Raw genomic sequence first — 13,348 nt, forward strand, 5'->3', positions numbered from 1 at the left:
CGTCTCCGAGCAGCCCATGACGGCGGGCGTCCACGAGTGGGCCTTGGCCTCGTCCATGAAGCGCTCGATGGCACCGGGCCAGGCCTCGACGTCCCCGATGGGGTCGCCGCTGGCGAGCATCACACCGGAGACGACCCGGTAGGTGACGGCGGCCTTGCCGCTGGGCGAGAACACGACCGCCTTGTCGCGGCGCAGCGCGAAGTGGCCGAGCGAGTCGCGCCTGCCGTGCTTGTCCAGCAGGGCGCGCAGCTTGGTCTCGTCCTCCTCGGTGAGGCGGGCGGCCGGGTGTTCCGGGCGGAAGGCCAGGTAGATGGTGGTGGCCGCGGTGATCCAGCCGAGCGCGCCGAGGGAGAAGGCGACGGTCCAGGAGGTGTTGCCCTGGTAGTCGACGGGGCCCTCGAAGCCGAAGAGGCCGTAGATGACGTGCGTCAGCCGGTCGGCCAGACTGGGGTCGCCGATGGTCCGGTGGGGGTGGACGCTTACGATGACGAGGCCGAGCATCAGGGAACCGGCGCTCATCAGGACGAAGTTGGCGAGCGCGCGCCACCTGCTGCGGGGGTCGGGCAGGGCGGCGAACTGGTCGCGGTGGCGCAGCAGTGGCACGAGCAGCGCGACCGCGATGAGTACGCCGATGACCGAGTGCCGGTAGTCGAACTGCGCCACGGCGCCCGCGGGAAGCAGTGCCACCGCGGCCCGCCATGCCCGCCGCTTGCGCCGCTTGAGCCCGTGCGCGAGCAGCAGCAACAGCACGCCCGCGCTGAGCGAGAGTGCCGCCGCGAAGGGCCCGAAGGAGCCCGGCAGCACCTCGGCCAGGGCGTGCATACGGCTGTGCCGGAAACGCGGGAACACGCCCGCGGCAATGTCCAGGAGGCCCACGAGCGCGGCTGCCCGGCTGACGAGTGCGGGAACGGCATCGGGGCGAGGGCCGCGCAGCATGCGCCGCGTCCGGCTCGATCGGCCCGGAACCCCGTCCGACATTTCCCCATCTATCCTGATAGACATCGTATCCCGTAGTTCTGCGAGAGTCCTTGAACCCGGTGCCGATCGGGGCATCCGGCGACATTGCGCCCTCTAGGACGGTGTCTTGGGGAGAGAGGTTCACTCCCCACCGGAAAGTCCGGTCAAAGGCAAAGGAAAGCCCCGGGCAAACCCTCGCGACCATGCGTGGGCACACACGGGCGGAAAGCGCAGGCAGGAAACAGCTCATGGGTCTCACGAGCAACAAAGTGCTGGTGCTGGCGATAGTCGTCGCCGCCGCGCTGTTCATCGGCACGGTGTGGCTGTGGCCGCGCCTGGCCCGGCAGAGCTGGCGGGCCGTCAGTGGACGGGTCGGTCTGATGCTGTTCACTCAGGTGGCACTCTTCGTGTCGGTCGGACTCGCCGCCAACCAGGCATTCGGCTTCTACGCCAGCTGGGCCGACCTGTTCGGCACGGAGACGGACACGGGAGTCGTCGTCGACCACTCGGTCAACGGCAGCACCGGCGGCCCGCTCCAGGTGGTCTCCACCTCCGATGTGCCCGGTGTGCGCGCCACACGGCCGGAGACGGGCGGGCAGGTCCAGAAGGTGGACATCGTCGGCCGTACGACGCATATCGGCGCGCCGGCCTACGTGTATCTGCCGCCGGAGTACTTCCAGCCGCAGTACCGCAAGCGCACGTTCCCGGTGGCGGTCGTCCTGACCGGTTACCCGGGCACGGCGAAGTCGCTGGTGACCAAGCTGAACTATCCGAGCACGGCGCAGCGGATGGCCAAGGACGGGCAGATGCAGCCGATGATCCTGGTGATGCTGCGGCCGACCGTGGCACCGCCGCGGGACACCGAGTGCGTGGACGTGCCGGGCGGACCGCAGGCGGAAACGTTTTTCGCGAAGGACCTGCCGGACGCCGTCCTCTCGCACTACCGGGGCGGCAAGCAGCCCGGCAGCTGGGGCGTCATCGGGGATTCCACGGGCGGCTACTGCGCGCTCAAGCTCGCCATGCACCACCCCAACGTGTACACGGCCGGCGCCGGCCTCTCGCCGTACTACAAGGCGCCGATCGACCCCACGACCGGTGACCTCTTCCACGGCGACAAGAAGCTGCGGAACCGCGCCGACCTGTGGTGGCTCCTGCGGCACGAGCCCGCGCCGGACACCTCGCTGCTCGTCACCAGCAGCAAGGTCGGTGAGCACAACTACAACGACACGATGAAGTTCATCGAGCGTGTCCAGGCCACGAACCGGACCCGGATCTCTTCGATCATCCTCCAGAGCGGCGGACACAACTTCAACACCTGGCGGCGCGAGATCCCGCCGACGCTCCAGTGGATGAGCGGGCGGCTCGTCGACCACTGAGCAGCCGTGCCCCTGACGCCCCGTGAGGTCCCCGAGGTACAGCGGGGTTTTTTGCGGGGCGGGGGCCCACGGTTCGCCTACGCGCGGTAAGTTTCTGGCCATGCCACGTGGACGCCACCGCCATTCCCCTCCTCTGCACCGGCTGTTGCCTCCCTCGGCGATCGCCGGCGTGTCCGTCGTCTGCGCGCTGGGTCCCTGGGCGTTCTCCGGGGCCACGGTGTTGCGGGCGCTGGCCGCCGTCGCCGCGGCGACGGCGGTCGCCGGCGCGGTCGTGCTGCGCCGCTGGGACACCCAGGCGGGCAGGCAGGTCGCCGAACTCACCCGCGCGCGTGCCGGCGACGAGTGGCGGTACGAGGAGCGGGTCGCCGAGCTGGAGACCGACCTGGAGGAGTCCCGCGAACTGCGCACCAAGCTGGAGCAGCGGCTGCGCGCCAAGCGGGCCGAACTGGCCGGCCTGCGCAACGAGCACGCCGCCCTGCTGCGCCGGTACGCCACCGCGGAGACCGAGCGCGCCAGCGCCCTGGAGGGGCGGCGGCTGCTGGAGATCGAGGCGGCGCCCTCGGGAGCGGGCCCCGCGGCCTCGTCGCTGCCCGCCCTGCCGCCCGCGCGGAGCGGCGAGTCCGCGACGGCCTCCGGGGCGTCCGGCGCTTCCGAGTCGTCCACGGCTTCCGAGTCGTCCACGGCTTCCGCGGCTTCCGGGGCGTCCGGGGGCAGGCCGGCGGCGTCGGTGGTGTTCTCCGCCGAGGGCGCGCCGCTGTACCGGCAGGCGCTGAAGGCTCTGGCCCGGTTCGACCGGGAGGCCCCGGCCGGGTCCGTGGGCGAGTCCCGCTCGGTGAACGAGTCCCGGTCCGCGGGCGAGCCCGCGGGTGCGGTGGGGGCGGAGCAGGCGGGCGAGGGCGCCACGGCGTCCGAGGCCGGCCCCGAGGAGGACGAGCCTGCGGCGGCGGAGCCCGTGGCCGTCCGGCACGAGTCCCCGGAGCCGGGCGCGCCCGTGACCGGCACGCCGGAGACGGCCGAGCCGGAAGCTCCCGAGGGCGCCGTGGCCGAGGCCGTGCCCGCGGCCGGAGAGAAGGGCGCCCCGGACGGCGTGCGGGACGGTGTGCGGGACGGCGCCGGCGTTCCGTCGGCGGCCGGAGCCGCCGCCCCGGCCGTGGGCCGGCCGCCCGCCGGGCACTTCACGGTGCCGACCGCGGTGGCCGTCGTACCGTCCGGTCCGGCACGGCGCCCGGTGGTGGAGGGCGGTTTCGACTTCTTCGGCACCCAGAAGGGCGCGTCGAAGGCCACATGGGACTCCGTGCAGAACGAGGACCTCGCCGACGTGGTCGGCCCCGAGGCCCTCGCGGTGCACAAGGCCGAGGCCGAGGCCGGGTTCAAGCCCGCCGACGAGCGGTCCCGGGGAGTCGGTCAGGTCATCGACCTGACGGCGCACGACGAGACCGAGCAGATCGACATCCAGGGGCTGCGCAGCGCGGCTTCCTGAGCCGCCGTCAGCCGTACCCGGGCACGAGGTGCGTGTCCGGGTACGGCTGACGGGCGGTCAGCCGGCCGTCATCCAGCGGTCCGGGAGGGCGTCCCTGCGGCCCGTACGGGACCTCTCCGCCTGCTCGTCGAGGAGCCGCGCGGCCTCCTCCGCGTCCCGCAGACGGGCCGTCACGGTCTTGCCGGCACCGGTGTCCACGTGGACGTCGGCGAGCCCCCAGCAGCGCTCCCACGGGCCCTGGGTGAGCCGCATGCTCTGCACCTTGGCGTGCGGGACCAGCGAGAGCCGGCGGCACAGCAGGCCGCTGCGGGCGGCGAACACGGTGCCGGTGACCGCGAGCCGGTGGCCGCGCCACCGTACCGGCACGCACCACCGGGCCCGGCGCGGCGCCCGCGACAGTTCCCGCGGGACCGTCACGCCGGGCAGCACGCGCGCGACGACCGACTCGGCCACCGCGCGCGGGGCGACCGGGACCAGCACCGAGTTGGCGGAGCCGGCCACATCCAGTTCCACCCGCACCCAGCCGCACGGCCGCCACAGCAGGGGCTCCACGATCCGTACGGTCTGCACCCGGCCGGGCGGCACCGTCTCGTGGGTACGGTCGAGCAGTCCGTGGTCGATGTGCAGGCCGTCCGGGGACTCGCTCACCGTCCAGTCGAACTCGGAGACGAACCGGCCCACACTGCTCGCGCCGGCCGCGCCGAGCAGGGGCAGGGCGCTGGCGAGGACCGTCCACACGTTCTGGGTGGTGAGCCAGAGCACGGTCGGGACGACCAGCGCGGCGCACAGCGAGCCCCAGGTGGCGCCCGTCAGCACCAGGGAGCGTGCCAGCTCGCGCGGGGGCACGCGCAGGAGCGCCTGCGCCGGTGCTTCTCCGACGTCACGCGCGGTCTCGGGGGCGAAACCGGCCGCGCGCGCGAGCAGCTCCGCGCGCAGGTCGCGCGCCTCCCGCTCGCTCAGGAAGGCCAGCTCGTCCTTGTCGTCGGCGCCGACGACGTCGATCCGCAGCTTGGCGACGCCCGCCACGCGCGCGAGGAGCGGACGGGAGACGTCCACGGCCTGCACGCGCTCCAGCCGGATGTGCGCGGTGCGCCGGAACAGCAGTCCGGTGCGTATGCGCAGCTCGGTGTCGGTGACCGCGTAGTGCGTGAACCACCACGACAGGAAGCCGTAGAGGCCGGCCGCCGGCACCAGCACGGCGAGCCCCAGCAGGAGCATGGTGTGGGTCAGCCGCGCGAGCTGCTCCTGGGCGCCGCCCGGGTCGTGCGCCGCCCAGCCGGCCAGCACGGCGAGCGGCGCCCAGGCCCGGCGGAAGGGCGTGACCGGGTGCAGCCGGCGCTCGGTGACGGGCGGGCGCTCCGGTATGCCGCCGGTCGACTCCGCGCCGGTCGCGTGGTCCGCGCCGGTCGCGTGGTCCGCGCCGGTCGCGTGGTCCGTGCCGGCTGTGGGGTCCGCGCCGTTCGTGCCGGCCGGGGGCGTCGCAGGGCCGCCGTCCGCGTCGGCCGGGGATGTCACAGGCCCGCCGATCGTGCCTGGCCCAGCTCGTTGAGCCGGTCGCGCAGTCGTTCCGCCTCCGCTGGGTCCAGGCCGGGGATGGTCGCGTCGGTCGCGGCGGCGGCCGTGTGCAGCTGTACGGTGGCCAGCCCGAACCGCCGTTCCACGGGTCCGGAGGTCACCTCCACCAGCTGCATCCGCCCGTACGGCACCACCGTCTCCTCGCGCCACAGGACACCGCGGCTGATCAGCAGGTCGTCGGCGCGCTCGGCGTACCGCCAGGAGCGCCAGTTGCGCCCCAGCAGCCGCCAGCACCAGGCGGCGAACACCGGCGGCAGCAGCGCGCAGGCCGCCCAGGAGGGCCCCGCGAGAAGCCCCGGCACCAGCCCCGCGACGGCCGTGAGCACCCCCGTCCACACCGCCAGCAGCAGCCGGCGCACGCGCAGCAGACCGGGCTGCACACCCCGCCACACCAGCTGGTCCGCCGGTGCTGTAGTCCCTTCCGGGCTCCCCGTTTCCATGAGGCCAGCGTACGTAGGGGAAACTGGGGCCATGACTCCCACGACGGAGACCACGGTCGGTATCGGCGGCGCGGCGGAGAGCACCGACATGGTGCTCAACATCGGACCCCAGCACCCGTCCACGCACGGCGTCCTGCGGCTCAGGCTGGTGCTGGACGGGGAGCGCATCGTGCGCGCGGAGCCGGTGATCGGGTACATGCACCGGGGCGCCGAGAAGCTCTTCGAGGCACGCGACTACCGGCAGATCATCGTGCTCGCCAACCGGCACGACTGGCTGTCCGCGTTCTCCAACGAGCTGGGCGTGGTCCTCGCCGTGGAGCGGATGCTCGGCATGGAGGTCCCCGAGCGGGCGGTGTGGACGCGCACCCTGCTGGCCGAGCTGAACCGGGTGCTGAACCACCTGATGTTCCTCGGCTCGTACCCGCTGGAGCTGGGCGGGATCACGCCGGTGTTCTACGCGTTCCGGGAGCGCGAGGTGCTCCAGAACGTCATGGAGGAGGTCTCCGGCGGGCGCATGCACTACATGTTCAACCGCGTCGGCGGCCTCAAGGAGGACCTCCCGGCCGGCTGGACGGCACGCGCGCGTGAAGCCGTCGCCGCGGTGCGTTCGCGCATGGACGTCTTCGACGACCTGGTGCTCGGCAACGAGATCTTCCGGGGACGCACGCGCGGGGTCGGGACGCTCGCTCCGGAGACGGTGCACGCCTACGGAGTGAGCGGGCCGGTCGCGCGAGCCTCCGGCGTCGACTTCGACCTGCGCCGCGACGAGCCGTACCTGGCCTACGGCGACCTCCAGGACGTCCTGAAGGTCGTGACCCGGGACGCGGGTGACTGCCTGGCCCGCTTCGAGGTCCTGCTGGAGCAGACCCACAACGCCCTGGACCTCGCCGACGCCTGCCTGGACCGGCTGGCGCAGCTGCCGCCCGGGCCGGTCAACCAGCGGCTGCCCAAGGTGCTGAAGGCGCCCGAGGGCGACACGTACGCGTGGACCGAGAATCCGCTCGGCATCAACGGCTACTACCTGGTCAGCAAGGGTGAGAAGACGCCGTACCGGCTGAAACTGCGCTCGGCCTCGTACAACAACATCCAGGCGCTGACCGAGCTGCTGCCGGGGACGCTGGTGGCCGACATGGTGGCGATCCTGGGGTCGCTGTTCTTCGTGGTCGGCGACATCGACAAGTAGGCCGCGCCCGGGGTGGGCCGACGGCGGACGGCGGGGCCCGGCTCACCGGGCGGGCGGCTCCCGGAGGCCCGGGTCCGGGCCCAGGGGGTCCGGGATGCCGACGGGCTGGAGCAGCCAGCCGAAGTCCCCGAGGCCGCCCGGTGCGGTGAGTTCGGCGGCCTCACCGGCACTCGCGAGGGCGCGTACGTAGGCGGAAGGGTCTGTGGACGCCAGCGCGAGCGGAGGGCGCGCGCCGGTGATGTCCAGGGCGCGCAGGGCGGCACGTTGCGTGAGCAGGCGCGCGCCGGGAAGGTCGCGCGCTGCTTCGCCGGTCCCCTGCGCCGTGTCCGGCCGCGTGCGGGACGGCATGTGCGCCGGAGGGGGAGGCGTGCGTGTGGTGTCCCGCGTGCGTGCTCGCGGCGCCGCCGCGCACGCGTCCAGTGCCACATGCGCCGTGATGTCGCACGAGCCGTCCGGTACCGGTGCCCTCTCGCGTCCCTCCCGGAAGCCGGTGAGCGTCCCGAACGGAGGGCGCGCGTCCGCGGTGTGCGCGTAGTCCACGGCCACCGCGAGCCCCCGCACCACCCGGTCCACGGCCGACGCCCAGGCCCGGTCCCGGGGCAGCCCGATCTCCGCCCGCAGCCCCTCCTCGGCCGGCAGCGGCCACCAGCGCGAGAGCCAGTCGGCCTCGGCGCCCGCCACGCGCTCCCCGAGCCGCTCGGAGCCGTCCTCCGCGACGAGCACCAGCCGGGGCACGCCCGCGGAGTCCACCTCCACGACGTCCAGGGGGACGTTGTCCAGCCACTCGTTGGCGAACAGCAGCCCGGAGACCGCGTCCGGGAGCCCGCCCAGCCAGACGACCCGTTCGTCCAGGCCGGCGGGGCGGTCGGCGATCTCGACGGCGTACGCACGCGCGCGTGCGGCCACGTCGGCCGGCAGGGCGGCGAGCACCCCGGTGACCAGTTCCCCCCGCCCGGCGCCCATGTCGACGAAGTCCAGCACCGCGGGCCGCCCCAGCGCTTCGTCGACCCGGCACAGCAGCCGGGCCACGGCGCGTGCGAACAGCGGGGAGGCGTGCACGGACGTGCGGAAGTGACCGGCCGGCCCCTCCGGGCGCCGGTAGAAGCCGCCGGGCCCGTACAGCGCCTCCTCGGCCGCCGCGCGCCAGCCGCGCCGACGGGAATTCCCGCGGAAGCCCCCCACTGTCGTCTCATCCGTCACCGGGACAGCGTAGGCGCACAGATGATCACCGCCTCCACCTTGCGGAGTACGCGCGCGGGGCGCGGATCGGCCCTCCGGTTGACCCCTGCACCTGTCCGGTTTCCCTACTCTGGGTTACGTGCAGCGCCTCTATGACTTCCTCCGCCGTCACCCGACGTGGGTCGACGCCTTCTGGGCCGTCGTCCTGTTCGGTGTGTCGGGGCTGAGCGTGGTCACGCTCGACGGGGTGCGCGGTCACCACGGCTCGGTGGCCGCGGGGATTGCCGTGTCCACCGCGCTGTGCGTCGTCGTGGCGCTGCGCCGTCGTCTTCCCGAGCCGATGCTGCTGCTCGCCCTCGGGGCAGGGCTGGCCCAGCTGGTCCTGGACGTCGAGACGACCACCGCCGACTTCGCCATGCTGGTGATCACCTACACTGTCGCGGCGACGGGCGCGCTCTGGTCCTCGCGGCTCGCGCTCGGTGTCAGTCTCTGTGCGGCGACCGTGGCCGAGATCCGCTGGCCGACCGGTCACAGCAGCTTCGCCGGGCAGATCGCCATAGCGGTCTTCCAGACGGTGCCCTTCGCCCTCGCCTGGGTGCTCGGCGACTCCGTGCGCACCCGGCGCGCCTACTTCGCCCAGCTGGAGGAGCGCGCGGCCCGTCTGGAGAAGGAGCGCGAGGCCCAGTCGAAGGTCGCGGTGGCCGCCGAGCGCGCCCGTATCGCGCGCGAGCTGCACGACGTGGTCGCACACAACGTGTCGGTGATGGTGGTACAGGCCGACGGCGCCGCCTATGTCATGGATGCCGCACCCGACCAGGCGAAGGCGGCCCTGGAGACGATCTCCTCCACCGGCCGCCAGGCCCTGGCCGAGATGCGCCGCCTGCTGGGTGTGCTGCGCACCGGTGAGCACCAGGAGAGCGGCGAGTACGTCCCGCAGCCCGACGTCGAGCAGATCGACGACCTCGTCGAGCAGTGCCGCAGCTCCGGCCTCCCGGTCGACTTCAAGGTGGAGGGCACCCCGCGCCCGCTGCCCAGCGGCGTGGAGCTGACCGCGTACCGGATCGTGCAGGAGGCGCTCACCAACACCCGCAAGCACGGCGGGCCCAACGCGGGCGCGAGCGTACGGCTGGTCTACTTCGACGACGGTCTCGGCCTGCTGGTCGAGGACGACGGCAAGGGCGCCCCGCACGAGCTGTACGAGGACGGTGGCGTCGACGGGCGGGGGCACGGCCTCATCGGCATGCGCGAGCGGGTCGGCATGGTGGGCGGCACCCTGGACGCCGGGCCGCGTCCGGGCGGAGGATTCCGCATCAGCGCGCTGCTCCCGCTCAAACCGGCGCATTGACCCGGCCGCACGCCCCCTGTACGCCCCCCGCAATCCCCTGGCGACCGTGGCCTGTGACGCCGTACGGCGGCAGGGACGGCAACCGAAGACACGGAAGAGGACCCGATGACGATCCGCGTGATGCTCGTCGACGACCAGGTGCTGCTGCGCACCGGATTCCGGATGGTGCTCGCCGCCCAGCCGGACATGGAGGTCGTCGCGGAGGCGGGCGACGGCGTGGAGGCCCTCCAGGTGCTGCGGTCAGCCGCCGTCGACGTCATCCTGATGGACGTCCGTATGCCGAAGCTGGACGGCGTGGAGACCACCCGGCGGATCTGCGCGGAGCCGGACGCGCCGAAGGTGCTCATCCTCACCACCTTCGACCTGGACGAGTACGCCTTCTCCGGGCTGAAGGCGGGCGCCTCCGGCTTCATGCTCAAGGACGTGCCGCCCGGCGATCTGCTGGCCGCGATCCGCGCCGTGCACAGCGGTGACGCGGTCGTGGCACCCTCCACCACCCGGCGGCTGCTGGACCGCTTCGCGCCGATGCTGCCCTCCGCCGGCAACGAGCCCCGGCACAAGGAGCTGGAACGGCTCACCGAGCGGGAGCGCGAGGTCATGGTGCTGGTCGCCCAGGGCCTGTCCAACGGAGAGATCGCGGCCCGGCTGGTGCTGAGCGAGGCGACGGTGAAGACCCATGTGGGCCGCATCCTGACCAAGCTCGGCCTCCGGGACCGGGTGCAGGTGGTGGTGCTGGCGTACGAGACGGGGCTGGTGCGCGCGGGCGGCCACGGCTGACCGGAGGCGGTGGGGCGCGCTACCGGAGTATGCCCTCCAGGAAGTCACTGCCCAGCCGGGCGACGACGGTGACGTCGAGCTGGTGCAGCACGTACCGGCCGCGGCGGCGGGTGGTGACCAGGCCCGCCTTCTTCAGCGAGCCGAGGTGCCGGGATATCTCGGGAGCCGTCATCCCGTGGATCCGGGCCAGTTCGCCGGTGGTGTAGGCGCTGCGCGCCAGATGGCGGCACAACCGCATGCGCACGGGGTGGGACAGGGCGCTCATCCGCAGCGCGAGCTGCTCCACCGAGGGCGGGGCGGCCAGTTCGGGTGAGCCGACCGGGTAGTGCAGCACCGGCTGCCAGCCGTACCGGTGCAGGACGCTCAGGTGCGGCCAGCCCAGGCTCGTCGGAACGAGCAGGAGACCGCCGTCCGCCGTGGCCGAACGGCCGCTGCCCAGCTTGTCGACCGTGATCGTGGCGGCTTCCCTGTCGAGCGTCACGGTGGGCGACACCGCCTCCAGCGCCTCGGCCAGGCCCCGGCGCAGCAGGAGGTCCGTCTTGAGACGGGCGTCCGCCGCGAGCTGGTGCCGCAGCCTGGCCCAGGTGTCCGCGAAGAACGCCTCGTCGCAGTCCCGCACGAACTGCCGCAGCCAGTCCCGGATCCTCGGCGGATCGGCCAGCAGCCGCTCGGTGAACCGCACCTGCCGGGGCCCGCGCGAGGCGGCCAGCTCCAGCGCCCGGCGGCGCACCTCGGGGTCGGAGAGCGCGGAGGGGCCGCGCGAACAGTACGGCAGCGCGCAGGTGAACTCCATCGCCGCGTCCACGAACTGCTCGTCCGTCAGCTTGTCCAGCAGGTCCAGGTCCTCGGCGAGGGTGGCACCGGGCAGCGTGTCCCGGCCCGCGACGCCCGCGAACGGCAGGAACAGGTCCGAGAAGGTCGAGCGCCAGAGGAAGTCCGCCTCGCACATCCGGTCGGCCAGGTGCGAGTCCAGCCGGGTGGTCACACCGGTCACCCAGCCCTGCAGGCCGGGGTGGTGACCCGGCTCCGACAGCGCGTGCAGCGCCATGCCCAGTTCGGCCAGGGGCGAGGTGACGGCGGCGACCCTCTCCGGACGCAGCCCCGCGATGTCGATGCGCACGCTCATGCCCCCATGGTGCCCGCCGCCACCGACAACCAGGTCCTCGATTGACGGGTGACGTCAATCGACGCGACGTGCCGCGCGGAGCGGCGCAGTCTGGAGAGCGCCGGGGCAGCCGCGGAGCCCGAGCAGTCAGCGATCACTCAACGTCCCGAGAAGGCCGTCCGCCATGAGCATCACCCAGCAGTACCTCCTCGACAGCTACCGCGCCCGTCGGCACGGCGAGCCGGAGCCGCCCGTACCGGGCCGCCACGACGTCGACGTGCTCCGCGAGCTGCGCGACTACCGCCGCTTCCGCGCGGTGATCGCCGGCCGTCCGGCGCACGGGCGGCTCCGGCACGCTCTCGCACGCCTGGTGCGCCCTTTCGCGCGCCTGTTGAACCCCCGCGCACTCGGCTGATCCGGGGGCCCGGCGCACTCGGCTGATCCGGGCGCCCGGCGCGCTCGGCCGTCCCTGGCGCGCTCGGCCCGCCCCGGCGCGGCCCCGGCACGCCCGGCCGGCCGGGGCCCGGTGTGCTCCGCTACGCCGTGTCCGGCAGGCGGTCCGCGAAGTCCCGCACGGCCGCGCGGACGTCGTCGGCCGTCCACTCCAGGCCGGCGGCACGGACGGTGACCTCCGTGCAGGCCAGGCCGGGGCCCTTGGCGTCCCAGGCGTCCGGGAAGAGCATCACCGAGGTCTCCTCGCCCTGGCGCACGGCCGCCTCGGCCACCACCTCGGGCGCGTACGGCAGCCAGACCTGGAACTCGTGGGTGTGCGGCACCTCCGGGTGGACGCGGGCCCAGGGCACCCCGGCCGCCGCGAAACCCTCCCGCAGCGCCTCGGCCACCACGCGCGCGTGCCGCACGTACTCCGGCAGCCGGGGCAGCTCACGGTCCAGGCCGATGAGCGCGGACAGGACGGTCGGGAACTGCTGGAAGACCGTGCCGCCGTACCGGTGGCGCCAGGTCTTCGCCTCCTCGACCAGCGTGTTCGGGCCGGCGAGCGCGGCGCCGCCGAAGCCGTCGACCGACTTGTAGAACGACACGTAGACGCTGTCGGCCAGGCTCGCGATCTCCTCCAGGGGGCGGCCGAAGTGGTCCGTGCACTCCCACAGGCGCGCGCCGTCGAAGTGCACCACCGCGTCCCGCTCCCGCGCCGCCTCGACGACCTCGGTCAGCTCCTCCCAGGTGGGCAGCACGAAGCCGGCGTCCCGGAGGGGGAGTTCCAGCATCAGCGCCCCGAAGGGCTCCTCGAAGTCGCGTATCTCGGCCGCAGTGGGCAGCCGGGGCCCGGAGCCGACCCTGACCGGACGCAGGCCACTGACCTGGCTGAACGCGTTCCGCTCATGCACCTCGGGATGGGACAGCGGGTGCAGGGCGACCGTCGGGTCGCCGGTGCGGCCGGCCCAGCAGCGCAGCGCCACCTGCTGGGCCATGGTGCCCGTCGGGAAGAACGCGGCGGCCTCCGTGCCGAGCAGTGTGGCGACCCGCCGCTCCAGGGCGGCCACGATCCGGGTGCCGTAGACGTCGGCCGGCTCGTCCAGGTCGTAGGCCTCGGGCGCCGCCTCCGTCAGGAGCGCGAGACGTTCGCCGATCGTGCCCTGCCAGCCCGCGCGGGACAGGGTGCGCCGGGCCCGCCGGTGGGCCGCCACGCGCCGGTCCCGCAACCGCTCCCGTGCCGAACCTTCCGCCTCCTGCTCGGTCTGCCCGGTCTGCTCGGTCTCCCGGTCGGTGTTCTGCTCAGCCGTGTCCGTCATGCCGTGATCATGCCGTGCCGGGGCCGAGGGGGGCACTGGCATTTCCGCCCGGCGAGGGGCCCCCGGGACGGCGTGGCGAAACCCACAGCCTGTGGACAACCGGTCGGCACCGGACCGAGATAGCGTTAACATGACGAGAAATCGTCCGGTACCCAGTGCGGACTGGAACGGGAAGGCCGT

Annotated in this window: 12 protein-coding genes; 6 read left to right on the top strand and 6 right to left on the bottom strand. The window is 73.4% G+C overall.

Annotated elements, in window-relative coordinates:
• Positions 1–978 (bottom strand): phosphatidylglycerol lysyltransferase domain-containing protein (locus tag AB0B40_RS32945; protein WP_362267181.1); only part of this gene is annotated, 978 nt, incomplete at its 3' end.
• A 227-nt stretch (positions 979–1,205) separates the two neighbouring features.
• Between AB0B40_RS32945 and AB0B40_RS32950 the strand changes: the two genes are divergently transcribed.
• Both AB0B40_RS32950 and AB0B40_RS32955 read left to right on the top strand, forming a co-directional pair.
• Positions 1,206–2,333 (top strand): alpha/beta hydrolase-fold protein, encoded by a 1,128-nt coding sequence (locus tag AB0B40_RS32950; RefSeq protein WP_345053481.1) that lies wholly within the window; start codon positions 1,206–1,208, stop codon positions 2,331–2,333.
• 100 nt (positions 2,334–2,433) lie between these two features.
• Positions 2,434–3,813, top strand: a complete 1,380-nt coding sequence (locus AB0B40_RS32955; RefSeq protein WP_345053483.1) for a hypothetical protein — start codon at positions 2,434–2,436, stop codon at positions 3,811–3,813.
• Positions 3,814–3,870: 57 nt separating this feature from the next.
• On the opposite strand, the gene AB0B40_RS32960 is transcribed toward AB0B40_RS32955, so the two are convergent.
• Positions 3,871–5,178, bottom strand: a complete 1,308-nt coding sequence (locus AB0B40_RS32960) for a PH domain-containing protein (protein WP_362267207.1) — start codon at positions 5,176–5,178, stop codon at positions 3,871–3,873.
• Positions 5,179–5,324: 146 nt separating this feature from the next.
• On the bottom strand, positions 5,325–5,828 hold the full coding sequence (locus AB0B40_RS32965; RefSeq protein WP_345053486.1) for a PH domain-containing protein: 504 nt from the start codon (positions 5,826–5,828) through the stop codon (positions 5,325–5,327).
• Between the two features lie 31 nt (positions 5,829–5,859).
• Between AB0B40_RS32965 and AB0B40_RS32970 the strand changes: the two genes are divergently transcribed.
• Positions 5,860–7,011: an NADH-quinone oxidoreductase subunit D gene (locus tag AB0B40_RS32970; protein WP_345053489.1), complete on the top strand. Its 1,152-nt coding sequence runs from the start codon at positions 5,860–5,862 to the stop codon at positions 7,009–7,011.
• 42 nt (positions 7,012–7,053) lie between these two features.
• Here the strand turns inward: AB0B40_RS32970 and AB0B40_RS32975 are convergent, their stop codons facing one another.
• A complete protein-coding gene (locus AB0B40_RS32975) occupies positions 7,054–8,211 on the bottom strand; it encodes an SAM-dependent methyltransferase (RefSeq protein WP_362267185.1) in 1,158 nt (385 codons plus the stop codon).
• A 118-nt stretch (positions 8,212–8,329) separates the two neighbouring features.
• Here AB0B40_RS32975 and AB0B40_RS32980 point away from each other — a divergent pair, with 118 nt between their 5' ends.
• Together AB0B40_RS32980 and AB0B40_RS32985 are read left to right on the top strand one after the other, a co-directional pair.
• The gene (locus AB0B40_RS32980; protein WP_362267187.1) at positions 8,330–9,535 is read left to right on the top strand and encodes a sensor histidine kinase; all 1,206 of its coding nucleotides are present in this window, start codon (positions 8,330–8,332) and stop codon (positions 9,533–9,535) included.
• Between the two features lie 105 nt (positions 9,536–9,640).
• A complete protein-coding gene (locus AB0B40_RS32985; protein WP_345053496.1) occupies positions 9,641–10,312 on the top strand; it encodes a response regulator transcription factor in 672 nt (223 codons plus the stop codon).
• Positions 10,313–10,331: 19 nt separating this feature from the next.
• Here the strand turns inward: AB0B40_RS32985 and AB0B40_RS32990 are convergent, their stop codons facing one another.
• Positions 10,332–11,438 (bottom strand): DUF5937 family protein, encoded by a 1,107-nt coding sequence (locus AB0B40_RS32990; RefSeq protein ID WP_362267189.1) that lies wholly within the window; start codon positions 11,436–11,438, stop codon positions 10,332–10,334.
• Positions 11,439–11,601: 163 nt separating this feature from the next.
• Between AB0B40_RS32990 and AB0B40_RS32995 the strand changes: the two genes are divergently transcribed.
• Positions 11,602–11,832, top strand: a complete 231-nt coding sequence (locus AB0B40_RS32995; protein WP_345053502.1) for a hypothetical protein — start codon at positions 11,602–11,604, stop codon at positions 11,830–11,832.
• A 121-nt stretch (positions 11,833–11,953) separates the two neighbouring features.
• Here the strand turns inward: AB0B40_RS32995 and AB0B40_RS33000 are convergent, their stop codons facing one another.
• Entirely contained in the window at positions 11,954–13,168 is a 1,215-nt protein-coding gene (locus tag AB0B40_RS33000; protein ID WP_362267191.1) for a beta-eliminating lyase-related protein, read from the bottom strand.
• Between the last annotated feature and the right edge of the window lie 180 nt (positions 13,169–13,348).

This window comes from Streptomyces sp. NPDC042638 (assembly GCF_040647235.1).
Lineage (GTDB): Bacteria > Actinomycetota > Actinomycetes > Streptomycetales > Streptomycetaceae > Streptomyces > Streptomyces rameus.

Bases quoted from the DNA above. Each gene is read 5' to 3' on its own strand.
- AB0B40_RS32950 (WP_345053481.1), top strand. From the start codon at position 1,206: ATGGGTCTCACGAGCAACAAAGTGCTGGTGCTGGCGATAGTCGTCGCC.
- AB0B40_RS32955 (WP_345053483.1), top strand. From the start codon at position 2,434: ATGCCACGTGGACGCCACCGCCATTCCCCTCCTCTGCACCGGCTGTTG.
- AB0B40_RS32965 (WP_345053486.1), bottom strand. From the start codon at position 5,828: ATGGAAACGGGGAGCCCGGAAGGGACTACAGCACCGGCGGACCAGCTG.
- AB0B40_RS32970 (WP_345053489.1), top strand. From the start codon at position 5,860: ATGACTCCCACGACGGAGACCACGGTCGGTATCGGCGGCGCGGCGGAG.
- AB0B40_RS32985 (WP_345053496.1), top strand. From the start codon at position 9,641: ATGACGATCCGCGTGATGCTCGTCGACGACCAGGTGCTGCTGCGCACC.
- AB0B40_RS32990 (WP_362267189.1), bottom strand. From the start codon at position 11,438: ATGAGCGTGCGCATCGACATCGCGGGGCTGCGTCCGGAGAGGGTCGCC.
- AB0B40_RS32995 (WP_345053502.1), top strand. From the start codon at position 11,602: ATGAGCATCACCCAGCAGTACCTCCTCGACAGCTACCGCGCCCGTCGG.
- AB0B40_RS33000 (WP_362267191.1), bottom strand. From the start codon at position 13,168: ATGACGGACACGGCTGAGCAGAACACCGACCGGGAGACCGAGCAGACC.